24 protein-coding genes are annotated in these 23592 nt (G+C 71.6%); 9 read left to right on the top strand and 15 right to left on the bottom strand.

Annotation, left to right across the window (positions count from 1 at the left end; genetic code table 11):
• The 3 genes from ACFVU3_RS01135 to ACFVU3_RS01125 all read left to right on the top strand — a co-directional run bounded on the left by ACFVU3_RS01135 (position 1) and on the right by ACFVU3_RS01125 (position 2976).
• Positions 1-780 (top strand): ABC transporter permease, encoded by a 780-nt coding sequence (locus ACFVU3_RS01135; protein ID WP_390062566.1) that lies wholly within the window; start codon positions 1-3, stop codon positions 778-780.
• A 211-nt stretch (positions 781-991) separates the two neighbouring features.
• Entirely contained in the window at positions 992-2143 is a 1152-nt protein-coding gene (locus ACFVU3_RS01130; RefSeq protein ID WP_390062564.1) for an ATP-binding cassette domain-containing protein, read from the top strand.
• On the top strand, positions 2140-2976 hold the full coding sequence (locus tag ACFVU3_RS01125) for an ABC transporter permease (RefSeq protein ID WP_390062562.1): 837 nt from the start codon (positions 2140-2142) through the stop codon (positions 2974-2976). Before ACFVU3_RS01130 ends, ACFVU3_RS01125 begins: the two co-directional genes overlap by 4 nt.
• A gap of 10 nt (positions 2977-2986) precedes the next feature.
• Here ACFVU3_RS01125 and ACFVU3_RS01120 read toward each other — a convergent pair whose 3' ends face one another.
• Positions 2987-3313 (bottom strand): ATP/GTP-binding protein, encoded by a 327-nt coding sequence (locus tag ACFVU3_RS01120; protein ID WP_390062560.1) that lies wholly within the window; start codon positions 3311-3313, stop codon positions 2987-2989.
• Between the two features lie 197 nt (positions 3314-3510).
• Here ACFVU3_RS01120 and ACFVU3_RS01115 point away from each other — a divergent pair, with 197 nt between their 5' ends.
• A complete protein-coding gene (locus tag ACFVU3_RS01115; protein ID WP_390062558.1) occupies positions 3511-4545 on the top strand; it encodes an LLM class flavin-dependent oxidoreductase in 1035 nt (344 codons plus the stop codon).
• A 128-nt stretch (positions 4546-4673) separates the two neighbouring features.
• Here ACFVU3_RS01115 and ACFVU3_RS01110 read toward each other — a convergent pair whose 3' ends face one another.
• Positions 4674-5066, bottom strand: coding sequence for an SCO5389 family protein (locus ACFVU3_RS01110; RefSeq protein WP_031006219.1), 393 nt, complete (start codon positions 5064-5066; stop codon positions 4674-4676).
• 227 nt (positions 5067-5293) lie between these two features.
• Between ACFVU3_RS01110 and nucS the strand changes: the two genes are divergently transcribed.
• The gene (gene nucS / locus ACFVU3_RS01105; RefSeq protein ID WP_362106134.1) at positions 5294-5965 is read left to right on the top strand and encodes an endonuclease NucS; all 672 of its coding nucleotides are present in this window, start codon (positions 5294-5296) and stop codon (positions 5963-5965) included.
• Positions 5966-6035: 70 nt separating this feature from the next.
• Here the strand turns inward: nucS and ACFVU3_RS01100 are convergent, their stop codons facing one another.
• From ACFVU3_RS01100 to ACFVU3_RS01090, 3 genes are all read right to left on the bottom strand, one after another.
• The gene (locus ACFVU3_RS01100) at positions 6036-8756 is read right to left on the bottom strand and encodes an ATP-binding protein (protein WP_390062556.1); all 2721 of its coding nucleotides are present in this window, start codon (positions 8754-8756) and stop codon (positions 6036-6038) included.
• 217 nt (positions 8757-8973) lie between these two features.
• Positions 8974-9297, bottom strand: coding sequence for an STAS domain-containing protein (locus ACFVU3_RS01095; RefSeq protein WP_390062554.1), 324 nt, complete (start codon positions 9295-9297; stop codon positions 8974-8976).
• Between the two features lie 127 nt (positions 9298-9424).
• Positions 9425-10273, bottom strand: a complete 849-nt coding sequence (locus tag ACFVU3_RS01090) for a 3-hydroxyacyl-CoA dehydrogenase family protein (protein ID WP_390062552.1) — start codon at positions 10271-10273, stop codon at positions 9425-9427.
• Between the two features lie 297 nt (positions 10274-10570).
• Between ACFVU3_RS01090 and ACFVU3_RS01085 the strand changes: the two genes are divergently transcribed.
• Complete coding sequence (locus ACFVU3_RS01085; RefSeq protein ID WP_390062550.1) at positions 10571-11143, top strand: cob(I)yrinic acid a,c-diamide adenosyltransferase; 573 nt, start codon at positions 10571-10573, stop codon at positions 11141-11143.
• Here the strand turns inward: ACFVU3_RS01085 and ACFVU3_RS01080 are convergent.
• Positions 11063-11695 carry a hypothetical protein gene (locus tag ACFVU3_RS01080; protein ID WP_390062548.1) on the bottom strand — a complete coding sequence of 211 codons (633 nt, stop codon included), beginning with the start codon at positions 11693-11695 and terminating at the stop codon, positions 11063-11065. The two genes, ACFVU3_RS01085 and ACFVU3_RS01080, sit on opposite strands and share 81 nt — an antisense overlap.
• Positions 11696-11867: 172 nt before the next feature.
• Here ACFVU3_RS01080 and ACFVU3_RS01075 point away from each other — a divergent pair, with 172 nt between their 5' ends.
• From ACFVU3_RS01075 to ACFVU3_RS01065, 3 genes are all read left to right on the top strand, one after another.
• The gene (locus ACFVU3_RS01075) at positions 11868-13064 is read left to right on the top strand and encodes a sensor histidine kinase (RefSeq protein ID WP_390062546.1); all 1197 of its coding nucleotides are present in this window, start codon (positions 11868-11870) and stop codon (positions 13062-13064) included.
• Complete coding sequence (locus tag ACFVU3_RS01070) at positions 13061-13717, top strand: response regulator (RefSeq protein WP_390062544.1); 657 nt, start codon at positions 13061-13063, stop codon at positions 13715-13717. Before ACFVU3_RS01075 ends, ACFVU3_RS01070 begins: the two co-directional genes overlap by 4 nt.
• A gap of 205 nt (positions 13718-13922) precedes the next feature.
• Entirely contained in the window at positions 13923-15680 is a 1758-nt protein-coding gene (locus ACFVU3_RS01065) for a glycosyl hydrolase family 18 protein (RefSeq protein WP_390063000.1), read from the top strand.
• Positions 15681-15746: 66 nt separating this feature from the next.
• Here ACFVU3_RS01065 and ACFVU3_RS01060 read toward each other — a convergent pair whose 3' ends face one another.
• From ACFVU3_RS01060 to atpB, 9 genes are all read right to left on the bottom strand, one after another.
• On the bottom strand, positions 15747-16193 hold the full coding sequence (locus tag ACFVU3_RS01060; RefSeq protein WP_031006238.1) for a DUF2550 domain-containing protein: 447 nt from the start codon (positions 16191-16193) through the stop codon (positions 15747-15749).
• A gap of 147 nt (positions 16194-16340) precedes the next feature.
• A complete protein-coding gene (locus ACFVU3_RS01055; RefSeq protein ID WP_351104736.1) occupies positions 16341-16715 on the bottom strand; it encodes a F0F1 ATP synthase subunit epsilon in 375 nt (124 codons plus the stop codon).
• Positions 16716-16828: 113 nt separating this feature from the next.
• Complete coding sequence (atpD, locus tag ACFVU3_RS01050) at positions 16829-18271, bottom strand: F0F1 ATP synthase subunit beta (protein ID WP_390062542.1); 1443 nt, start codon at positions 18269-18271, stop codon at positions 16829-16831.
• Positions 18271-19188 (bottom strand): F0F1 ATP synthase subunit gamma, encoded by a 918-nt coding sequence (locus ACFVU3_RS01045; RefSeq protein WP_390062541.1) that lies wholly within the window; start codon positions 19186-19188, stop codon positions 18271-18273. Before ACFVU3_RS01045 ends, atpD begins: the two co-directional genes overlap by 1 nt.
• A 20-nt stretch (positions 19189-19208) precedes the next feature.
• Positions 19209-20807, bottom strand: coding sequence for a F0F1 ATP synthase subunit alpha (atpA, locus tag ACFVU3_RS01040; RefSeq protein ID WP_351104742.1), 1599 nt, complete (start codon positions 20805-20807; stop codon positions 19209-19211).
• A 137-nt stretch (positions 20808-20944) separates the two neighbouring features.
• Positions 20945-21760 (bottom strand): F0F1 ATP synthase subunit delta, encoded by an 816-nt coding sequence (locus ACFVU3_RS01035; protein ID WP_390062540.1) that lies wholly within the window; start codon positions 21758-21760, stop codon positions 20945-20947.
• The gene (locus ACFVU3_RS01030; protein WP_390062538.1) at positions 21757-22302 is read right to left on the bottom strand and encodes a F0F1 ATP synthase subunit B; all 546 of its coding nucleotides are present in this window, start codon (positions 22300-22302) and stop codon (positions 21757-21759) included. Before ACFVU3_RS01030 ends, ACFVU3_RS01035 begins: the two co-directional genes overlap by 4 nt.
• Before the next feature lie 44 nt (positions 22303-22346).
• Positions 22347-22577, bottom strand: coding sequence for an ATP synthase F0 subunit C (gene atpE, locus ACFVU3_RS01025; RefSeq protein ID WP_006346597.1), 231 nt, complete (start codon positions 22575-22577; stop codon positions 22347-22349).
• A gap of 90 nt (positions 22578-22667) precedes the next feature.
• Positions 22668-23477 carry a F0F1 ATP synthase subunit A gene (gene atpB / locus ACFVU3_RS01020; RefSeq protein ID WP_043219694.1) on the bottom strand — a complete coding sequence of 270 codons (810 nt, stop codon included), beginning with the start codon at positions 23475-23477 and terminating at the stop codon, positions 22668-22670.
• Between the last annotated feature and the right edge of the window lie 115 nt (positions 23478-23592).

Raw genomic sequence — 23592 nt, 5'->3', positions numbered from 1 at the left:
ATGGCAGCGGTACCGGCGGTCCTCCAGTCCGAGTGGACCAAGATCCGGACGGTCTCGTCGACGGTCTGGACCCTGGCGAGCGCGCTGATCGTCACGGTGGCGATGGGCGCGGCGCTCTCGGCGGTCCTGAAGGCGAGCTTCGACGACCTGTCCGACCTGGAGCGGGCGACCTTCGACCCGACCTTCGTCAGCTTCTCCGGGATGGTGCTGGGGCAGCTGGCGATGGTGGTCTTCGGCGTGCTGGTGGTGGGGACCGAGTACTCCTCGGGCATGATCCGCACCTCGCTCGCCGCCGTCCCCCAGCGGGCCACCTTCCTCTTCTCCAAGGTCATGGTGGCCGGGGTGCTCGCCCTCGTGGTCGGCCTGGTGACGAGCTTCCTGTCGTTCTTCCTCGGGCAGGCGCTGCTCGGCGAGCACCGGACGACGATCGGCGCGGACAACGTGCTGCGCGCGGTGGTCGGCGGCGGGATCTACATGGGGCTGATCGCGATCTTCTCGATGGGCGTGGCGACGATGCTCCGCTCCTCGATGCTGTCGCTCGGCATCCTGGTGCCGTTCTTCTTCCTGATCTCCCAGATCCTGTCGGCGGTGCCGAAGGCGAAGGAGGTGGCCAAGTACTTCCCCGACCAGGCCGGCTCCAAGATCATGCAGGTGGTGCCGGACGCGCTCGGCACGGAGAAGGCGCCCTACGGGCCCTGGGGCGGGCTCGGGATCATGCTCGTCTGGGTGGCTGCCTCGCTGCTCGGCGGCTATCTGGTGCTGAAGCGGCGGGACGCCTGAGCCGCCGCCCGTACGGTCCCCGGACGCCCCGGAACCCCCGAAGCGGGGTCCGGGGCGTCCCGGATTTCTCCCGGAGGTTTCGCTTCGGTCTCGCTTCACCCGAGCGGGAACCGTCAACGGCTGGATAAGCTCCTGACTCGTACGGGGGCCTTCCGGCCGCGCGCCGTCATGCCCCGATCGCACACCACCGAGCTGTCGATGGGGCTGGAGAATGATCGAGGCAGTCGGCCTGACCAAGCGCTACGGCGCCAAGACGGCCGTGTACAACCTTTCCTTCCAGGTGAGGCCGGGTGTCGTCACCGGCTTCCTGGGACCGAACGGCTCCGGCAAGTCGACCACCATGCGCATGATCCTGGGCCTGGACCGGCCCACGGCCGGCCAGGTGACGATCGGCGGCCACCCGTTCCGGCAGCTGCCGAACGCGCCCCGGCAGGTCGGCGCGCTCCTCGACGCCAAGGCGGTGCACGGCGGCCGCAGCGCCCGCAGCCACCTCCTGTCGCTCGCCCAGCTGGCCGGCATCCCGGCCCGCCGGGTGGACGAGGTGCTGGGCGTGGTGGGCCTCCAGGACGTGGCGAAGCGCCGTTCCAAGGGCTTCTCGCTCGGCATGGGGCAGCGGCTCGGCATCGCGGCGGCGCTGCTCGGCGACCCGCAGGTGCTGCTCTTCGACGAGCCGGTCAACGGCCTGGACCCGGAGGGCATCCTCTGGGTCCGGAACCTGATGAAGAAGCTGGCCGCCGAGGGCCGCACGGTCTTCGTCTCCAGCCACCTCATGAGCGAGATGGCGCTGACGGCGGACCACCTGATCGTCATCGGCCGGGGCCAGCTGCTCGCCGACATGCCGGTGAAGCAGTTCATCTCGGCGAACTCGGCGGACTTCGCGCGGGTCCGCACCCCCGCGGGCGACCCCGGGCTGCGGGACAAGCTGTCCGGCGTGCTCGCCGAGGCCGGCGGCCAGGTCCTCTCCGAGCCGGACGGGGCGCTGCGCGTCACCGGGCTGCCGCTGCCGAGGATCAGCGACCTGGCGCACGAGTCGGACGTACGGCTCTGGGAGCTGTCCCCGCACCAGGCGTCGCTGGAGGAGGCGTACATGCGGCTGACGCAGGGCGCGGTGGACTACCGCTCCTCCGACGACAAGCTGGCCCACCTCCAGGCCCCGGCGCAGCCCGGTCAGCCGGGGTACGGGATGCCGCCGCAGCCACCGGTCCCGGCGGACGTGCCGCAGCAGGGCTGGTACGCCCCGCCGCCGCCCGGCCAGAACCCGTACGCCGCCCCGCAGCCCCCCGCGGCCCCTGCCGCGCCTCCGCAGAGCACTCCGCAGCCGAGCCTCCAGAAGCCGAGCGACACCACCGAGGACGCCCGATGACCGCCCCGACGCCGACCCCGACGCCTGCCCCGCCGTACGGCTACGTCTCCCCCATCCCGGTCCGCCGGGCGCATCTGGGGGACGCGCTGGCCTCGGAGTGGACGAAGATCCGCTCGGTGCGGTCGACGATGTGGACGCTGGGCACCATGGTCCTGCTGATGCTCCTCATCGGCCTGGGCGTGGCCGCGGTCGCCGCCGGCGAGGGCGGGAACATGGGCGACGAGTCGGCGCTGCCGCTGGGCTTCTTCGGGATGCTGCCGGCCTCGATCTGCGTGATCACGCTGGGCGTGCTGACCATCTCGTCCGAGTACGGCACCGGGATGATCCGGACCACGCTGACGGCGTGCCCGAGCCGGGCCCGGGTGCTGACGGCGAAGGCGATCGTCTTCTTCCTGCTGGTCTTCACGGTGACCCTGGTGGTCGCGTTCGTGGTGGCGACGGCGCAGGTGGCGATGGTCGAGGCGGCGGAGCCGACGGGCGCGGAGTGGGCGCGGGCGACGGTCGGCGCGGCCGGGTTCCTGGCGGTGCTGGGCCTGCTGTCGATGGCGGTCGGGGCGCTGGTGCGCCACTCGGCCGGGGCGATCACGCTGATGATCGGCGTGCTGCTGCTGCCGCTGGTGGCGGCCCTGTTCATGTTCGCGCCGGCGCTGAAGGGGATCCAGGAGGCGCTGTTCACCTACTCGGTGCCCTCGCAGATGATCGCGCTGTACAGCGCGCAGCCGCCGTTCAGCGAGAGCGGTCCGGCGGGCTGGGAGGCGCTGTTCATCCTGACGGGCATCACGGCGGCGGTGCTGGCGGGCGCGTACGCGCTGCTGAGCAGCCGGGACGTGTGAGCCGGCCGGTCTAGTACTTCGGCGCGTTGCGGGACCGCTGCACCCGGGAGGTGCGGCGGTCCTTCGCGTTCCAGCACGCCTTGTGCCAGTGGCGGCGGTCGTCGACGCCGCCGAACTCGGGCCAGGCGACGACGTGCGGGGCGCCGGCCGGGATCTCCTGGTCGCAGCCGGGGCAGCGGTAGCGCTTGCCCGGCGAGCTGGCGCCGGCGACGAGGCGTACGTACCATTCCTCGCCCTGCCAGCTCTCGGTGCGCTGCGAGCCGCCGTACCGGTCGTCGCGGTCGTCCTGCGCCTCGGGCTTGGCGCCGCGGCGGGAGCGGTGGTGACGCGGGGACACAGCACACCTCACGGGGTCGGGGAACACGGACCGTTCCTTCCAGCGTACGGGCCGCGACACGGTGGCCGGGGCCCCGATCCCGGCGCCCGGGCCGAAAATCGCAAGAACTTCATGTTCGGCCGTTGCCTTTGGCACGTGTCAGGCGTTGTTGCCGTACGAGGGGGATGAACGCGTCGGCCGCGAGGAGGCAGAAGGCGATGCGCGTAGGAACGTTCGTACTGGCGGCTCAGTTTCCGGGCCAGGGGCAGGGAGAGGCGCTGCACCGTGCGGTGCGGACCGCCGAGGTGGCCGAGGAGGCGGGCCTGGACTCGGTCTGGCTGGCCGAGCACCACTTCGTGCCGTACGGGGTGTGTCCGTCGGCGGTGACGCTGGCGGCGCTGCTGCTGGGGCGCACCCGGCGGCTGCGGGTGGGGACGGCGGTGAGCGTGCTGCCGAGCGTCCACCCGGTCGCCCTCGGCGAGCAGGCGGCGCTGCTGCATGTGGCCTCCGGCGGCAGATTCACCCTCGGGGTGGGCCGCGGCGGGCCCTGGGTGGACCTGGAGGTGTTCGGCGCGGGTCTGGAGGCGTACGAGCGCGGCTTCCCCGAGGCGCTGGACCTGTTGCTGCGCTGGCTGACCGAGGCCCGTGTGGGCGCGGAGGGAGAACGGTTCTCCTTCCGTGAGGTGGCGGTGGTGCCGCGGGCCGGCGAGCTGATCGGCGGCGAGCCGTCGCCGGAGGTGGTCGTCGCCTGCACCTCGCAGAAGAGCGTGCGGCTGGCGGCCGAGCGCGGGCTGCCGATGCTCCTCGGCATGCACTGCGGCGACGAGGACAAGGCGGAGATGGTCACGGCCTGGGCCCGCTGGGCGCGGGAGGCCGGGCGGGATCCCGGCGAGATCGCGCGGATCGGCGCCGGGCACGTCTCCGCGGGCGTGGTGCAGCTCGCGGACCGCACGCAGGAGGCGGCGGAGACCCTGGTGAAGGCGATGCCGGGCTGGCTGAGACAGGGCCTCGACGCGCATGTGACGGTGGACGGCCGGCACCGGGCGATGCGGGACCCGGTGGCCTACACCGAACTGCTCTGTGCGCTCCATCCGGTCGGCACCCCGTCGCTGGCGGCCGACCGGCTGGCGGCGACCGCCGAGCGCACCGGCATCACCCGCTTCGCCCTGCTCGCCGAGGGCTCCGGCGATCTCGCCGGCACCGAGGAGAACCTGCGGCGGCTCGGCGCCGAGGTCCTCCCCCGGCTGGGCTGAGCGACGGGACACGCCGCCGCACCCGCGTCCCCGCGTGGCGGTGCGCGTCGACACGCACCGATCGCGGCTCCCGCGACGCGGAGCGGCGGCGTTCGGGTCCCGGCGGATCCCGGTGGCGACGGCCGGGCTCAGCAGTCGCGGAGTTCCGGAGACTGGTTGAGCAGCTGGCCCCGTATCGAGGTGAAGCGGGCGAGCCGCTCGTCCACCGCCGGGTCCAGCGGGAAGACCGCCACGCGGTGGCAGTTCTGGAAGGCGAGACGCACCCCGAAGTGGCGCTGGAGCGCACCGCGGATCGCGTCGCTCGCCAGTGCGCGCAGCAGCTGACCGCGTGCCTGCTCGTTCGGCGGGGGCGTCTGGTTGTCGGCGAACTCTCCGCCTTCCACCTCCAGCTGGGCCACCAGAGAACTGATCATCTCCCACGCGAAGGGCAGGGAGGTCCGGACGCAGTCGACGAAGGCGGCTTCGTCGACCTCGCCTCGCTCGGCCTGTTCCAACAGTGCCGGTGAGACGTCGAGCGACATGGGTTCTCCTCTCGCGACCCCGCGGACGGGGTCTGTGCGGGCAGGGACGAGGGCCGACGTACGCCACGCAGCGTGCACGGACGACGACCTCCAGCTTCCACGGTAAGCGCGCGGTGCTGCCCGCACCAGGAGAATGGGCACACAACAGGCCGATAACCGACGGGTGTTCGGCTCATGCCGATGCCCGAATCGCGTAGAAGGGCGCTCCTCTTGTAGCGTTGGCGACCATGCGTCTCGTCATTGCCCGTTGCTCCGTGGACTACGCGGGCCGGCTCACGGCCCATCTGCCCTCCGCGCCCCGTCTGATCCTGATCAAGGCAGACGGCAGCGTCTCGATCCACGCGGACGACCGGGCGTACAAACCGCTCAACTGGATGTCGCCGCCGTGCACCCTGAAGGAAGGCGCCGACGGTGAGGCCGGCGTCTGGACCGTGATCAACAAAGCGGGCGAGAAACTGATCATCACGATGGAGGAGATCCTCCACGACTCGTCCCACGAACTGGGTGTGGACCCGGGTCTGATCAAGGACGGCGTCGAGGCCCACCTCCAGGAGCTGCTCGCCGACCGCATCGAGACGCTGGGCGAGGGCTGGACCCTGGTCCGCCGCGAGTACCCGACGGCCATCGGCCCGGTCGACATCCTCTGCCGGGACGCGGACGGCGCGACGGTGGCGGTCGAGATCAAGCGGCGCGGCGAGATCGACGGCGTCGAGCAGCTGACCCGCTACCTGGAGCTGCTCAACCGCGACCCGCACCTCGCCCCGGTGAAGGGCATCTTCGCGGCGCAGGAGATCAAGCCGCAGGCGCGGGTGCTCGCGACGGACCGCGGGATCGGCTGCGTGGTGCTGGACTACGACGCCCTGCGCGGCATCGAGGACGACAAGCTGCGGCTGTTCTAGCCGGACGGTACGACGAGGGGGACGGCCCCGGGCGCGACGCGCGCCCGGGGCCGTCCCCCTTTCCGTGGTCTCAGCTGATCGTGGGGGTGCCGGAGGCGGTGGGGGCGCCGTCGAGGGTGGCCGAGGCCGAGTTGCTCGGGGCCTGCTCCTCCGTGGACGGCTCGGTCGTCGGCGGCTCGGTCGTCGGGGTCGTCGGCGGCGTGGTGGGCGGGGTCGTCGGAGGGGTCGTCGGCGTCGTCGCCGTCGGCTTGGTCGGCGAGGGCGGCGTGGTCGTCACCGTGGGCGAGGACGGCGGCCTGGTGGTCGTCGGCCGTCCCGGCGCGGTCGTCGCCGGCGGCGTGCCCGCCGGGTCCGTCTCCGTCCCCGGGGCGCTCGTCGCCGTCGGGTCCGGCTCGCCGGAGCCGGTGGCCGACGGGGAGCCGGTCGCCGCCGGGTCCGTACCGGTCGCCGAGGGCGTCGTGCCGGGGGTGGTGGCGCCGGGCGAGCCGGAGGTGGTGGGCGTGCCGGTCTCGGCCGGGTCGTCGCCGGTGTCGCCCTCCGCGGGGGCGCCGTCGTCGGTGTCCGGGGCCTCGCCGGCGCCGTCCTGGCCGGCGGTGCTGTCGGTGGTGACGGTGCCGGAGGTGGGGGTGTCGTCGGTGCCGGAGGTGGCGCCGAGGGTGACGACGGTGCCGAGGACGGCGACGAGGAGGGCTCCGGCGCCGACGGCCGCGAGGTTGCGGCGGGTGCCGTCGAGGATGCCCGCCTTGAGGCTCCTGCGCGGTCCGTCCGCCGGTGCGGCGGCCCGCGAGACGACCGTGGGGCCCTGCTCCGCGAAGTCCGGGAAGGCCGGGAAGGCGGGCGGCGCGGCGGCGGGGACCGGCGGCAGCAGCTCGGTCGGCGGCTCGGCGGGGGCCGGGTGGGCGGCGGCGCGGGCCACCGGCAGGCCGCGGGGCGGGGAGTCGGTGCGGGACGGCAGGGGGGCCGCCGGGGGCTCCTGTCCGCGGGCGAGGTCGGCGACGAGGGCGAGGGCCCGGCGGCCGGCGACGGTGCCGCGCTTGTCGGCGAGGACGCCGCGCAGTCCGATGGACGCCTCCAGTTCGGCGCGGGCCCGGCCGAGGTTGCCGGCGCAGACGGCGAGGACGCCGAGTTCGTGGTGGAAGTACGCCTCCTCGGCGACGTCCCCGGCGAGCCGGGCGGCCTCCTGGCCGGAGCGCAGGGCACGCTCCCAGGCGCCCCAGTGGAGGCCGGCGGCGAAGGCGGGCGCGGCGGCCCGGGCGAGGGCGACGGCGGTGGCGCGGGGGTCGACCCCGGGCTCGCCGCCGGTGTCGCCGGCCGGGCCGTGCGGCGGGCCGCCGGCCGTGGCACCGGTGTCGCCGCCGACGAGGGCGCCGAGGGCGGCGAGCAGGGCGTCGGACTCGGCGGCGGCCCGCTCGGGCCCGACCGAGGGGTGTCCGGCCCACCAGGCGTAGTGCTGGGCGGCGGCGTGGACGCGGTCGGCGGCGTCGTGGCCGTAGCCGTGGGCGAGGAGCTGGGTGAGGACGCCGCCGGCGAGCCGGTGCCGGGCGCCGACGGGGGTGAGGAGGCCGCAGGCGCGGAGCTCGCCGAGGGCGGCGTCGGCGTGGGTGTCGCCGACGAGCGCCGGGAGGTGGGCGTGGTGCGGGACCTCGCCGCCGAGGGCGACGGCGAAGCGGAGGGTGGTCTGGGCGGAGCGGCTGAGCCGGGAGGCGAGCAGCGCGGCGGGGGCGGCGCCCTCGCCGAGGCTGGGCAGCGGCACCTCGTGGAGCTCGACGTCGGGGTCCTCGTACGGGTCGAGGCCGGGGGCGGCGTCGGCGGGGCCCGTCCCCGGTGCCGTACCGGAGGGGCCGAACGCCTCCTCCAGGGCGCCGAAGGCGTCGAACTCGGCGGGCGTGACGCGCAGCCGGTCGCGCTGCCGGAGCAGGGCACCGGCCTGGACGAAGCGGAGCGGCAGGCCCTCGGACTCGAACCAGAGGTCGCCGGCCCAGTTGGCCTCCTCCTCGCCGAGGCGGCGGCCGACGGCGGCCTCCAGGAGGGCGAGGGAGGCGGCGCGGCCGAGGCCGGGGAGGGGGACCTCCTCGATCGGGGCCTCGGCCGAGGGGGCGGCGACGCCGGGGGCGGCGGCGAAGAGGAAGGCGCACTCGGGGGCGGCGGAGAGGAGCTCGTCGAGGGCGGCGCCGCCGAACTCCAGGTCGTCCACGATGACGACGGCGCCGACGGTGGCGAGGTCGGCGCGCAGTCCGTCGCGGTCGGGCCGGTGGCCGGGGGCGTGCAGCACGGCGGCGCGGAGCTCCTGGAGGAGTTCGCCGGCGGTGCGGTGGTGGCCGGAGAGGCGGACGACGCCGTCGGGGGCGAGCGAGGCGCAGTCGGCGGCGACGGCGTCGAGGAGGGCGGTGCGGCCGGAGCCGTCGGGGCCGGTGAGGCGGGCGCTGCGGCCGCGGGTGAGGGTCTCGGTGAGCCGGGCGCGCTGCTCCTCGCGTTCGAGGAGGGGCAGCTCGGGGGCGGCGGGGCCGGGCGGCGCGGGCACGGCGGCGGCGGCGCGGGCGGCCTCGGCGCGTTCCTCGGGGGTGCGGCGGCGGGCGGGCGGGGGTTCCTCGCCGGGCGGGCATGCCTCGATCTCGCTGCCGTCGACGGGGTTGACGGTGAGCAGCAGCTCGCCGGAGACGATCCGGGTGACGCGGGCGCGGGCGGGCGTCGCGGCGGCGCGCTCGGGCAGGACGGCGGGCTGTGCGGGGCGGGCGTCCTCGGCCGCTGTGTCGTGACCGGACTCGTCCGGCCCCCGGTGTATCGGGTCCATGGTCAAAGCCCCCAAGAGCGGTGGTGCGGAGCCCGCCGGGTGGGTCCGTCGTCGGGTGCGGGCGACCGAACCCTAGACGGTCGCGGGACCCCCGGGAACAGGCGGGGTGCCGTGGAGACCAAGACGTCACGGTCTTGTGAGGATTGAGCGTGACGCCTGGTTCGCACAGGGGCTTCACAGACGGTTCACCCGGAGAGGGCGTACGCGGAGCGCCGGTTCAGACGCGGGGCAGGGACTCCAGGGGGAGGCCGCCCTCGATGGCGAGGATGCGGTGGAGGCGGGTGGCGACGAGGAGCCGCTGCATCTGCGGCGGCACCCCGCGCAGGACGAGCCGGCGGCCGCAGCGGCCGGCCCGTCGGTGCGCGCCCATGATCACGCCGAGGCCGGTGGCGTCCCAGGAGTCGAGTCCGGTCAGGTCGAGCACCAGGTCGCCGACTCCGTCGTCGACGGCCGAGTGCAGGACCGTACGGGCGTCCGCCGCGCTCCGGACGTCGAGGCGGCCCCCGACGACCAGCTCGGCATGGTCGCCCCTGATGTGCATAGTCGCTCCCCGGGAAATGCTCCGTCTTCGCAACAACTGACTGCTGCCTCGGCAGATACGTTGCGCCTTGTCGTCGAACCGATACCTGAATTCACTCCATGGAGTGAGGTGGTGTGGCCGAACGCGATCAGTACGTGTAGAAGCCCTGCCCGCTCTTGCGGCCGATGTCACCCGCGTCCACCATCCGGCGCATCAGCTCCGGCGGCGCGAACTTCTCGTCCTGGGTCTCGGCGTAGATGTTGCCCGTGGCGTTGACGAGGATGTCGACACCGGTGAGGTCGGTGGTGGCGAGGGGGCCCATGGCGTGGCCGAAGCCCAGCCGGCAGGCGAGGTCGATGTCCTCGGCGGTGGCGACGCCCGACTCGTACAGCTTGGCCGCCTCGACGACGAGGGCGGAGATGAGGCGGGTGGTGACGAAGCCGGCGACGTCGCGGTTGACGACGATGCAGGTCTTGCCGACGGACTCGGCGAAGGAGCGGGCGGCGGCGAGGGTGGCGTCGCTCGTCTTGTAGCCGCGGACGAGCTCCACCAGCTGCATCATCGGGACCGGCGAGAAGAAGTGGACGCCGACGACGGCCTCGGGGCGCTCCGTCACCGCGGCGATCTTGGTGATCGGGATGGCGGAGGTGTTGGAGGCGAGGACCGCGCCGTCCTTGGCGATCTTGTCGAGGGAGCGGAAGATCTCGTGCTTGACCTCGATCTTCTCGAAGACGGCCTCGACGACGATGTCGGCGTCGGCGACGGCGTCGAGGTCGGTGGTGGCGGTGATGCGCCCGAGGGCGGCCTCCGCCTCGGCGGCGCCGAGCTTGCCCTTGGCGACGAACTTCTCGTACGAGGACCTGATGCCGTCGGTGCCGCGGGTCAGGGCGGCGTCGGTGACGTCCCGCAGGACGACGTCCCAGCCGGCCTGGGCCGAGACCTGAGCGATGCCGGCTCCCATGAGTCCGGCACCGATGACGGCGAGCTTTCCGGCCACGAATTCCACCCCTTAACACCTGTTCACTTCTGGCTCTCCGGCGGAGATTAGCGGGCGCGGGGCGTCATGTGACCGCGAAGTAATGCGCGTCACGCTCTCTTTGACGGACGTCACACTCGCGACACTCCCCCCGGACTCCTCCGGGCTCCGGGAGCGGTTCCCGGCGACGCCGGAGCGGGGGCCGGGAGCGCGAGACCGGGGCCCGGGCCGGACGGCGGCGGCCCCCGCGCGGCGACGCCGCCGTGACGGTCGGCACACGCGCGGTGCGGAAGGCCCGTGGCTCACTAGGCTGGCCCCATGGTCAATCTGACGCGCATCTACACCCGCACCGGCGACCAGGGCACGACGGCCCTGGGCGACATGAGCCGCACCGCCAAGACCGACCTCCGGATCGCGGCCTACGCGGACGCCAACGAGGCCAACGCCGTCATCGGCACCGCGCTCGCGCTGGGGCGGCTGGAGGAGGAGGTCGCCTCGGTCCTCACCCGCGTGCAGAACGACCTCTTCGACGTGGGCGCCGACCTCGCCACCCCCGTCGTGGAGGACCCGGAGTACCCGCCGCTGCGGGTGGAGCAGTCGTACGTCGACAAGCTGGAGGCGGACTGCGACCGCTTCCTGGAGGAGCTGGAGAAGCTCCGCTCCTTCATCCTGCCCGGCGGCACGCCCGGTGCGGCGCTGCTGCACCAGGCGTGCACGGTGGTCCGGCGGGCCGAGCGGTCGACCTGGGCGGCCCTGGAGGTCCACGGCGAGACGATGAACCCGCTCACGGCCACGTACCTCAACCGCCTGTCAGACCTGCTCTTCATCCTTGCCCGGACGGCGAACCGTGAGGTCGGGGACGTGCTCTGGGTCCCGGGCGGGGAGCGCTGAGGAGTCACCGGACGTGGGCTCGGGGCCCTTCTGCGGCCAGAGCGCGTAGCTGAGGGCGATCAGGCCGTGGATGCCGACGGCCTTCCAGACGCCGTTGATCCAGCCGCTGAGCCCCGAGGTGTCGCCGTCGTCGCCCACGTACCAGACGGCCGCGAGGAGCAGGACGGAGGCGACGGCGCCCGCGACCAGCGAGCCGAGCCAGATCGCGCCCTCGTGCCGGGCCCGGCCCTTGCCGTAGCGGGGCGGCTTCGGGGGCGGCGGGGCGTCGCCGAAGCGGTGGGCGGCGTGGCCGTCGAGCCACTTCACGGTGCGGTGGCCGTGTCCGACGGTGTAGCCGATGTACACGGCGGCGAGGCCGTGCCGCCAGCTCGGTTCGGCACCGTTCTTGAGATCCATCGCGGTGACGACGAGGAGCAGCACCTCCAGGAGCGGCTCGCACAGCAGCAGCGCCAGGCCCAGCCTGGGCATCCGCAGGACGTAACGGGCGCCGAGCCCGGCGGCCAGCAGGACCCAGAATCCCACCTCGCAGACCACGATCAGCGTGACGATCACGACGCTTCCCCTTTCGCTTCCCCCTTCGGTGCTCCCAGCCTCCCGTGCGGACGGCGCCGGATCGTCGTCGCCGGTGACGAATCGCGACTACATCCTTCGGCGGAGGCACGGACGGGCGCGGATCGGCCCCGGCGCCGAGGCCCGGGGGCCGCCGGGCGTGTTGGATGAGGACGTGACCCTCCCCCGTCCGCACCGCGTCGATCTGCTCATCGCCCTCGCCGGGCTGGCCGCCGGACTGCTCCTGTGGTCGTTCGGGCTCTACACCACGGGCGACCGGCTCTTCGACCAGCGCTGGGCGGCGCTCGTCCCGCTGACCGTGATGGCCGCGGCGGAGGCGCTGCGCCGGGTGGCCCCGCAGACCGCGCTGGTCACGGGGACGCTGGCCATCGTGGCCGACCAGTTCACCAACGGGAACCTGGCCACGGTGCTGATGTTCACGGACATCGTCTACGCGGCGGTCGTCTACGGCACCCCCGCGCAGGCCCGCCGCATCCCGTACACCACCGCGCTGGTCACGGCCGGCACCACGGTGGCCTTCCTGGTCTGGTGGCAGAACGCGTTCGCGCTGCTCGTCGGGATGATCACCGGCATCGTCGCGTTCCTGCCCGCCGTCACCGGCTCCATCGTGCGCAACCACCGCGAGGCCGCCGAGTCCGCCCGCCTGCGGGCCGAACAGACGGCGCTGCTGGCCGAGATCGACCGGGCGCAGGCGGTGGTGGCGGAGCGGGCGCGGATGGCGCGGGAGCTGCACGACATGGTGGCCAACCACCTCTCCGCGATCGCGATCCACTCGACGGCGGCGCTCTCCCTCGACGACCCCGGCACCACCCGGCAGGCGCTCACCGTGATCCGCGAGAACAGTGTGGCGGGCCTCGCGGAGATGCGGCGGCTGATCGGGCTGCTGCGGGACAGCGGCGCGGAGACGGAGCCGGCCGCGACGGCGACCCTGGCGGGGCTCGACGCCCTGGTGGAGCAGGCGCGGACGAACGGTGCCGGAAGCGGGCTGCGCTTCGCCCTGGACGACGGCCGCCGGGACGGCCCCGGGCTGCCGGCGCCGGTGGAGCTGGCCGCGTACCGGATCGTGCAGGAGTCGCTCACCAACGCGCTGAAGCACGCGGCGCCCGGCGAGGTGCGGGTGGTCCTGGCGCACCAGGACGGGGCGCTGTGGGTGACGGTGACGAGCCCGTACGGGGAGCGGCCCGGGCCGCGCGCGCCGGGTTCGGGGGCGGGGCTGGTCGGCATGCGGGAGCGGGTGGCGCTGCTCGACGGGTCGCTGGACGCCGGTCCGGTGGCCGTGGACGGGGGCACGAAGGTGTGGCGGGTACGGGCGGAACTGCCCGTGGGAGCGAGCGAGGAGGAGCGGGCATGACGGTGCGGGTGGTGGTGGCCGAGGACCAGGGCGCGGTACGGGCCGGTCTGGTGCTGATCCTGGGCAGCGCCCCGGACATCGAGGTGGTCGGCGAGGCCGAGGACGGTGAACGGGCGGTGGAGCTGGCCCGGGAGCTGCGGCCGGACCTGGTGCTGATGGACGTGCAGATGCCCCGGATGGACGGGGTGACGGCGACCCGGCTGGTGGTGGCGGAGGGGCTCGCGGACGTGCTCGTGCTGACCACCTTCGACCTGGACGAGTACGTCTTCGGGGCGCTGCGCGCGGGGGCGTCGGGCTTCCTGCTGAAGAACGCGGACGCCCGGGAGCTGATCGAGGCGGTGCGGACGGTGGCGAGGGGCGAGGGGCTGATCGCGCCGGCGGTGACCCGGCGGCTGATCGCGGAGTTCGCGACGGCGGGCGCGGCTCCCCGGCCGGCCCCGGGGCGGGACGCGTCCTGTCTGGAGCCGCTGACGCCGCGGGAGCGGGAGGTGCTGGCGGCGCTGGGCGCGGGTCTGTCGAACGCGGAGGTGGCGGTCCGCCTGGACATGGCGGAGACGACGGTGAAGACGCACGTCAGCAAGGTGCTGGGGAAGCTGGGGCTGCGCAGCCGGGTCCAAGCGGCCGTGCTGGCCCAGGAGTTGGGGCTTCGGTAGAACGGAACCGACGTTGGTCTGGACCTCTTGACGATTGGTCCAGACCTTCCTACGCTCGCGGGGCGCGCAACTCTCACGGACCACCCCCACCAGAACGTCCGCAACTTGAGGAGCACCGTTGAGCACTCAAGCACCGACGCGCCGAAGAGGATTCAGGGCACGGGCCGCGGCCGCCGTGACCGCCCTCGCCCTCCCGCTCGCCGCCATGGTCGGTCTCGCCACCCCCGCGGAGGCGGCCACCTCCGCCACGGCGACCTACACCAAGACCCAGGACTGGGGCAGCGGCTTCGGCGCCAGCTGGACCATCAAGAACACCGGCACCACCACGATCAGCTCGTGGAACCTGGAGTGGGACTACCCCTCCGGCACCCGCGTCACCTCCGCGTGGGACGCCACCGTCACCAACACCGGTGACCACTGGACCGCCAAGAACGTCGGCTGGAACGGCACCCTGGCCCCCGGCGCCTCCGTCTCCTTCGGCTACAACGGCGCCGGATCCGGCGCCCCCACCGGCTGTAAGATCAACGGCGCCTCCTGCGACGGCTCCACCGTGCCGGGCGACAACCCGCCCTCGGCCCCCGGCACCCCGGTCGCCTCGGACATCACCAACACCTCGGTGAAGCTCACCTGGGGTGCGGCCACCGACGACAAGGGCGTCAAGAACTACGACGTCCTGCGCGACGGCACCAAGGTCACCACCACCACCGCCCTGAACTGGACCGACCAGGGCCTCACCGCCGGCACCGACTACACCTACTCGGTCGTCGCCCGCGACACCATCGACCAGACCGGCCCCGCCGCCGGCCCGACCCCGGTCCGCACCACCGGCGGCGACACCCCGCCCCCGCCGAAGGCCGTCAAGCTGGGCTACTTCACCAACTGGGGCGTCTACGGGCGCAACTACCACGTGAAGAACATCGTGACCTCGGGCTCCGCGTCCAAGATCACCCACATCAACTACGCCTTCGGCAACGTCCAGGGCGGCAAGTGCACCATCGGTGACGCCTACGCCGACTACGACAAGGCGTACACCGCCGACCAGTCCGTCGACGGCGTCGCCGACACCTGGGACCAGCCGCTGCGCGGCAACTTCAACCAGCTGCGCAAGCTGAAGAAGGCGTACCCGAACATCAAGATCCTCTGGTCCTTCGGCGGCTGGACCTGGTCCGGCGGCTTCGGCCAGGCCGTGCAGAACCCCGCCGCCTTCGCCCAGTCCTGCTACGACCTCGTCGAGGACCCGCGCTGGGCCGACGTCTTCGACGGCATCGACCTCGACTGGGAGTACCCGAACGCCTGCGGTCTCACCTGCGACACCAGCGGCGCCGCGTCCTTCAAGAACATGATGCAGGCCATGCGCGCCAAGTTCGGCGCGAACAACCTGGTCACCGCGGCCGTCACGGCCGACGCCTCCGCCGGCGGCAAGATCGACGCCGCCGACTACGCGGGCGCCGCGCCGTACTACGACTGGCTGAACGTGATGACGTACGACTTCTTCGGCGCCTGGGCGGCGAAGGGTCCGACGGCGCCGCACTCCCCGCTGACCTCGTACGCCGGCATCCCGCAGGCGGGCTTCAACTCCGCCGAGGCGATCGCCAAGTTCAAGGCCAAGGGCGTCCCGGCCAACAAGCTGCTGCTCGGCATCGGCTTCTACGGCCGCGGCTGGACCGGCGTCACCCAGTCCGCGCCCGGCGGCACGGCGACCGGCCCGGCGACCGGCACCTACGAGCAGGGCATCGAGGACTACAAGGTCCTCAAGGCCACCTGCCCGGCCAACGGCACCGTCGCCGGCACCGCCTACGCCCACTGCGGCACCAACTGGTGGAGCTACGACACCCCCGCCACCGTCAACTCCAAGATGGGCTGGGCCAAGAACCAGGGCCTCGGCGGAGCCTTCTTCTGGGAGTTCAGCGGTGACACCACGAACGGCGAGCTCGTCAACGCCATCAACGGCGGCCTGAGCTAGCACCCCGGGAACGACGGAGCGGGGGACGGTGCAGCACACCGTCCCCCGCTTCCGTACGTACAGCCGTCAGGCCACATTCACCCTCTGGCCGGGAGGCGCCGCCTCCAGCCAGGCCATGAAGCCGGTCCGGGCGTCCTCGCTCATCGCGAGCTCCAGCCGGACCCCGTTGTACATGCAGGGCTGGATCACCGAGTCGGAGAGGAGCGCCAGCTCCTCCTCGCCCTCCGGCATCCGGCGCTCCAGGGCCACGATGGCCGAGCGCTCCAGGAAACGGCGCGGTCGGGGCGCGTACGAGAAGACCCGGAACCAGGCGATCTCGTCACCGCTGTACCGGGCCACGCCGTACACCCAGCCCTTGCCGGACAGGTCCGGCTCCTCCGGGACGTCCCAGCGCAGCGAACAGTCGAAGGTGCCGCCGGCCCGCTGGATCAGCCTGCGGCGCAAGCCGAAGACGAAGAGCCCGATCACCACCAGTGCGACGACCAGGCCGCACACGAGCAGCGTGAGGAACATCTTCACCGACCTCCTCGCTGCGTCCCGTGACCGGCGCCGCCGGCCTCACCGAATACAACCTGCATCTGCATCGCCTCAGCCGCGGCACGGTCTGGAACATTCCAGCCGTGCCGCGGCTGAGGGCACTACTCTTCGGTCGCGGGTCCGCTAGCGGACCGCTACCGCGCGCAGCCGGACCTCGGCGCGCCGCTCGGCGGCGGCGTCCTCGCCCGACTTGGCACGCTCCAGCGCGCGCTCGGCGCGCTGGGCGTCGATCTCGTCCGCCAGCTCGGCGATCTCCGCCAGCAGCGACAGCTTGTCGTCCGCGAAGGAGATGAAACCGCCGTGGACGGCGGCCACGACGGTGGCGCCCTCGCTCGTACGGATGGTCACCGGGCCCGACTCCAGCACACCGAGCAGCGGCTGGTGACCGGGCATGACGCCGATGTCGCCGGAGGTGGTACGCGCGATGACCAGGGTGGCCTCGCCGGACCAGACACTCCGGTCCGCGGCGACCAGCTCGACGTGCAGCTCAGCAGCCAAGGGTGGCTCCTCGGGTCACCACCCGGCGGTGCTGCCGGGTGTTGGGATCAATTCTAGGGGGCGTGGTGGAGAGGGCGGGAACGGCTCCCGCCCTCTCCGGGCGAGCACGGGGCTCAGGAGACGCCGAGCTCCTTGGCGTTCTTCTTGAGGTCCTCGAGACCACCACACATGAAGAACGCCTGCTCCGGGAAGTGGTCGAACTCACCGTCGCAGATCGCGTTGAACGCGGCGATCGACTCGTCGAGCGGAACGTCCGAACCGTCCACACCGGTGAACTGCTTGGCGGCGTGGGTGTTCTGCGACAGGAAGCGCTCGACACGACGCGCACGGTGCACGACGAGCTTGTCCTCCTCGCTGAGCTCGTCGATACCGAGGATCGCGATGATGTCCTGGAGGTCCTTGTACTTCTGCAGGATGCCCTTGACGCGCATGGCGGCGTCGTAGTGGTCCTGCGCGATGTAGCGCGGGTCCAGGATCCGGGACGTGGAGTCCAGCGGGTCCACGGCCGGGTAGATGCCCTTCTCGGAGATCGGACGGGAGAGAACCGTCGTCGCGTCGAGGTGGGCGAAGGTGGTCGCCGGCGCCGGGTCCGTGAGGTCGTCGGCGGGGACGTAGATCGCCTGCATCGAGGTGATCGAGTGACCACGGGTCGAGGTGATGCGCTCCTGGAGGAGACCCATCTCGTCGGCCAGGTTCGGCTGGTAACCCACCGCGGAGGGCATACGGCCGAGCAGGGTCGACACCTCGGAACCGGCCTGGGTGAAGCGGAAGATGTTGTCGATGAAGAACAGCACGTCCTGCTTCTGCACATCGCGGAAGTACTCCGCCATGGTCAGACCGGCGAGGGCCACACGGAGACGGGTGCCCGGGGGCTCGTCCATCTGGCCGAAGACCAGCGCGGTCTTGTCCAGAACGCCGGACTCTTCCATCTCCGCGATGAGGTCGTTGCCCTCACGGGTGCGCTCGCCGACGCCGGCGAAGACGGAAACGCCCTCGTGCAGCTTGGCCACACGCATGATCATTTCCTGGATCAGAACGGTCTTGCCGACACCGGCGCCACCGAACAGACCGATCTTTCCACCCTTGACGTACGGGGTGAGAAGGTCGACGACCTTGAGGCCGGTCTCGAACATCTCGGTCTTCGACTCGAGGTCCGCGAACGCCGGGGCCTTGCGGTGGATGGACCAGCGCTCGCCGACCTCCGCCTCCGCCTCGGGCTCGTTCAGGATCTGACCCAGCGTGTTGAACACGCGGCCCTTGGTGACGTCGCCGACGGGCACGGTGATGCCGTCGCCGGTGTCGACCACGGGGGCCTGGCGGACCAGACCGTCGGTGGGCTGCATCGAGATGGTGCGGACGACGCCGTCACCCAGGTGCTGCGCGACCTCGAGGGTCAGCGTCTTGAGCGCGCCCTCCTCGGCCGGGTCGGCGACCTGGACGTGCAGGGCGTTGTAGATCTCCGGCATCGCGTCGACGGGGAACTCCACGTCGACGACCGGGCCGATGACCCGGGCGACGCGGCCCGTGGCGGCGGCCGTCTCAACAGTGGTCGTCATTACTTGTCACTCCCCGCGGTCGCGTCGGCCAGGGCTGCGGTGCCACCGACGATCTCGCTGATTTCCTGGGTGATTTCGGCCTGGCGGGCCGCGTTGGCAAGTCGGGAGAGGTTGTTGATCAAGTCTCCCGCGTTGTCGGTCGCCGACTTCATCGCACGCCGCGTCGCGGCGTGCTTCGACGCCGACGACTGGAGCAGCGCGTTGTAGATGCGGCTCTCGACGTAGCGCGGCAGGAGGGCGTCCAGGACGTCCTCCGCCGACGGCTCGAAGTCGTACAGCGGACGGAGCGTGTCCGACTCGCCGGCCTCCTTCGCCACCTCGTCGAGGCTGAGGGGCAGCAGCCGGGCCTCGACCGCCGTCTGCGTCATCATCGAGACGAACTCGGTGTAGACGATGTGGAGCTCGTCCACGCCGCCCTCGGCCGTGACCTTCTCGATCGCCTCGATCAGCGGCTCGCCGACCTGCTTGGCGTCCGCGTACGACGGCTCGTCCGTGAAGCCGGCCCACGTGCCGGCCAGCTTGCGCTCACGGAAGTTGAAGTGCGCGATGCCACGGCGGCCGACGACGTACACGTCGACCTCCTTGCCCTCGCTCTCCAGCCGCTTGATGAGCTGCTCCGCCGCCTTGATGGCGTTGGAGTTGAAGGCGCCGGCCAGACCGCGGTCGCTCGACAGGAGCAGAACCGCGGCGCGGGTCGGGTTCTCGGCCTCGGTGGTCAGCGGGTGCTTGTCGTTGGCGCCCGTGGCCACCGCGGTCACCGCGCGGGTGAGCTCGGTGGCGTACGGGGTCGACGCCTGCACCTTGCGCTGAGCCTTGACCACGCGCGAGGCGGCGATCATCTCCATCGCCTTGGTGATCTTCTTCGTCGCGGTGACGGATTTGATGCGACGCTTGTAGACCCGGAGCTGCGCTCCCATGAGTCAGGTCCCTTCCGTCGTCACTTCGAGACGTTGACGGCGGCAGGGGCGTCCTCGCCGAGCAGCTTGCCGTCAGAGGTCTCGAACTGCTTCTTGAACTCCGCGATGGCGTCGGCGACGGACGTCAGGGTGTCGTCCGACATCTTCTTGCCCTCACGGATGGAGGTCATGAGACCGGAGTGGTTCTGGCGGAGGTACGCCAGGAGCTCGGCCTCGAAGCGACGGATGTCGGCGACCGGGACGTCGTCCATCTTGCCGGTGGTGCCGGCCCAGACCGAGACGACCTGGTTCTCCGTGGGCATCGGCTGGTACTGAGCCTGCTTGAGCAGCTCGACCATCCGCTGACCGCGCTCCAGCTGCGCCTTCGAGGCCGCGTCCAGGTCGGAACCGAAGGCCGCGAAGGCTTCCAGCTCACGGAACTGGGCGAGGTCCACGCGGAGGCGACCGGCGATCTGCTTCATGGCCGGGTGCTGGGCGGAGCCACCGACACGGGAGACCGAGATACCGACGTTCAGGGCCGGGCGCTGGCCGGCGTTGAACAGGTCGGACTCCAGGAAGCACTGGCCGTCGGTGATGGAGATGACGTTGGTCGGGATGAACGCCGAGACGTCGTTCGCCTTGGTCTCGACGATCGGCAGACCGGTCATCGAACCGGCACCCAGCTCGTCCGAGAGCTTGGCGCAGCGCTCGAGCAGACGGGAGTGCAGGTAGAAGACGTCACCCGGGTACGCCTCACGGCCCGGCGGGCGACGCAGCAGCAGCGACACGGCGCGGTAGGCGTCGGCCTGCTTCGACAGGTCGTCGAAGATGATCAGGACGTGCTTGCCGTCGTACATCCAGTGCTGGCCGATGGCCGAGCCGGTGTACGGGGCGAGGTACTTGAAGCCGGCCGGGTCGGACGCCGGGGCCGCGACGATCGTCGTGTACTCGAGCGCACCGGCCTCCTCCAGCGCGCCGCGCACGGACGCGATGGTGGAGCCCTTCTGGCCGACGGCGACGTAGATGCAGCGGACCTGCTTGTTCACGTCGCCCGAGCGCCAGTTGTCGCGCTGGTTGATGATCGTGTCGACGGCCAGGGCGGTCTTGCCCGTCTGGCGGTCGCCGATGATCAGCTGACGCTGACCACGGCCGACCGGGGTCATGGCGTCGACGGCCTTGTAGCCGGTCTCCATCGGCTCGTGCACCGACTTACGGGCCATGACGCCCGGGGCCTGCAGCTCGAGGGCGCGGCGGCCCTCGGTCGCGATCTCGCCGAGACCGTCGATCGGGTTACCGAGCGGGTCGACGACGCGACCCAGGTAGCCCTCGCCGACGCCGACGGAGAGGACCTCGCCGGTGCGCTGCACCGACTGACCCTCCTCGATGCCGCTGAACTCGCCGAGGACGATCGCGCCGATCTCGCGCTCTTCCAGGTTCAGCGCGAGACCGAGGGTGCCGTCCTCGAACTTCAGCAGCTCGTTCGCCATGGCCGAGGGAAGACCCTCGACCTTGGCGATGCCGTCGCCTGCCAGGCTGACCGTGCCGACCTCCTCGCGCGAGGCCGCGTCCGGCTGGTACGACTGGACGAAGGTCTCCAGTGCGTCCCGGATCTCCTCCGGCCGGATCGTGAGCTCCGCCATCTGGGTTCCCTGCTCTCCTTGTTGGGCCCGAAGTTTCTTAAGGGGTCTGGGGGCCGACCCCCAGGAATCTTCTGCAATCTCTGCACGGCCCAACCGGGCCGCTGTGATGCGTGTTGTGTTGCCGGCGGCTGCTGCCGTCAGCCGGCCAGCCGCCGCTTCGCCTCGCCGAGGCGCTCGGAGACCGTGCCGTCGATGACCTCGTCGCCGACCCGCACCGAGATCCCGCCGAGGACCGCGGGGTCCACGTCCAGGTTCAGGTGCATCGCACGGCCGTACAGCTTCGCCAGTACGGCGCCGAGGCGCTGCTTCTGCTGGTCGGTGAGGGGCACCGCCGAGGTGACGACGGCGACCATCCGGTCCCGGCGCGCCGCGGCGAGCTTGGACAGGGACTCGAGTCCCGCTTCCAGGCTACGTCCCCGGGGCTGGGTCACCAGACGGACGACCAGGCGCTCGGTGGTGGTGTGGGCCTTCCCGCCGAGCAGGCTGCGCAGCAGCTCGCCCTTGGCGGCGGTCTTCGCGGCCTTGTCCGTCAGCGCCGAGCGGAGCTCGGGGCTGGAGGACACGATCCGGCCGAACCGGAACAGCTCGTCCTCGACGTCGTCGAGCGATCCCGCCTTCTGGGCCGCGGTGAGGTCGGCGATGTTCGCCAGCTCCTCGACCGAGTCGACCAGGTCGCGCGAGCGCGACCAGCGGGACCGGACCATGCCGGAGACCAGGTCGACGGTCTCCCCGCCCACCTGACCGTTCAGGAGTCGCTGCGCGAGCGCGGCCTTGGCCTCACCCGACTGAGCGGGGTCGGTCAGAACCCGGCGCAGCGACACCTCGCGGTCCAGCAGGACGGTGACTGCGGCCAGCTCGTCCGCCAGCTTCGCCGCGTCGACCGAGGTGTTGTCGGTCAGTGCGTCGAGGGACTCGCGGGCGGCAGCCAGTGCCTCACGGCTCGCTCCGTTCATCGGACGGCCTCAGCCTTCTCCTCGAGCTCGTCGAGGAAGCGGTCGATCGTGCGGCTCTGGCGGGCGGTGTCCTCGAGGGACTCGCCGACCAGCTTGCCGGCCAGGTCAGTGGCGAGCTTGCCGACGTCCTGGCGCAGCGAGGCGGCCGCGGCCTTGCGGTCGGCCTCGATCTGCGAGTGACCGGCGGTGATGATCTCCTCGCGCTGGCGCTGGCCCTCCGCCTTCATCTCCTGGATGATCGCGGTGCCCTGCTCCGTCGCCTCCTGGCGGAGACGCGCGGCCTCGTGGCGGGCCTCGGCAAGCTGTGCCTTGTACTGCTCCAGCACACTCTGAGCCTCGATCTGGGCCGACTCGGCCTTCTCGATGCCACCCTCGATGGCCTCGCGGCGCTCGACCAGAACCTTGTTGATGTTCGGGAGGAGCTTCTTGGCGAGGAAGCCGAAGACGATGACGAAGGCGATCAGGCCGATGACGAGCTCGTCAAGATGCGGGAGGAGGGGGGGCTGGGGCTCCCCCTCGGCCGCAAGAAGCAGAGCGTTCACATCAGTGCCTTCCGTGAAAATGTGGCTGTCGTCGAAAAACAGGCTTAGTAGACGAAGCCCATGACGATGCCGATGAGGGCGAGCGCCTCACAGAAGGCGAAACCCATGATCTGGTTGGTACGGATCAGGCCGGCCGCCTCGGGCTGGCGGGCGAGGGCCTGGGTGCCGTTACCGAAGATGATGCCGACGCCGACGCCGGGGCCGATCGCGGCGAGGCCGTAACCGATGGCGGCGACGTTGCCTTCGACAGCAGCAAGGGTCTGGAGAGCGGACATGCCGGTTCTTCCTTCTCTTTCAAGGACCCGGTGGGGGTTGGCCACCGGAGACTGCGGGGTGGGTGGTGGAGCTGGTCCGTGGCAGGGGGCTCAGTGGTGCTCGGAGAGCGCGCCCTGGACGTAGCTGCAGGCCAGGAGGACGAAGACGTACGCCTGGACGGCCTGGATGAAGAGCTCGAAGGCCGTCATGACCAGCACCATCACGAAGGACGTGCCGGCGTAGATGACGCCGATGCCGTTGAGCAGGTACCAGGAGGCCAGCGAGAACATCACGATCAGCAGGTGACCGGCGAACATGTTCGCGAACAGTCGGACCGCGTGCGTGAAGGGCCGGATGATCAGGTTCGAGAAGAACTCGAGGACGACGACCAGCGGGAGGATCGGGCCGAGGGACTTGTCCCAGCCGACGATGTTCTTCCAGCCGCCGACGAAGCCGTGCTTCTTGAAGGTCAGCGAGACCCAGAGCACGTAGACGATCAGCGCGAGGGCCGCCGGGAAGGCGATCAGCGACGTGACCGGGAACTGGGCCAGCGGGATGATCGACCAGAGGTTCATCATCCAGACGAGGAAGAACATCGAGACCATGAAGGGGACGTACTTCTCGCCGTCCTTCTTGCCGATGATCTCGTAGACGATGCCGCGGCGCACGAAGTCGTAGCCGGCTTCGCCGATCATCTGCATCTTGCCGGGGACCAGCTTCGGCTTGCGGAAGGCCGCCCAGAAGAAACCGACCACCACGACGGAGCTCAGGACCGCCAGCAGCATGGGCTTGGTCAGCTCGAAGCTGCCCCACGTCGCGATCGGCTCGTAGATGAACGTGTGCAGGCCCGGAGCCGGGAAGCCGCATCCGGTGAAGATGTGGCAATCCGGGTCGAAGGCAAGCGTCTGGTCAGCACTCACCGCGGGCTCCTTCAGCGTGGCGCATAGGTACGGCAACCTCGTTGTGTCGGCGCGGCGCGCAGCCGCGGGTCGGCACTGGACTGGTGGTCTTACGGATAAGGGGGCGGCGGTTCGG

The sequence above is a fragment of the Streptomyces sp. NPDC058052 genome (assembly GCF_042885515.1).
Taxonomy (GTDB): Bacteria; Actinomycetota; Actinomycetes; order Streptomycetales; family Streptomycetaceae; genus Streptomyces.
Note: the sequence above shows the minus strand (reverse complement) of the source record. Positions and strands in the feature narration are given on the sequence as shown.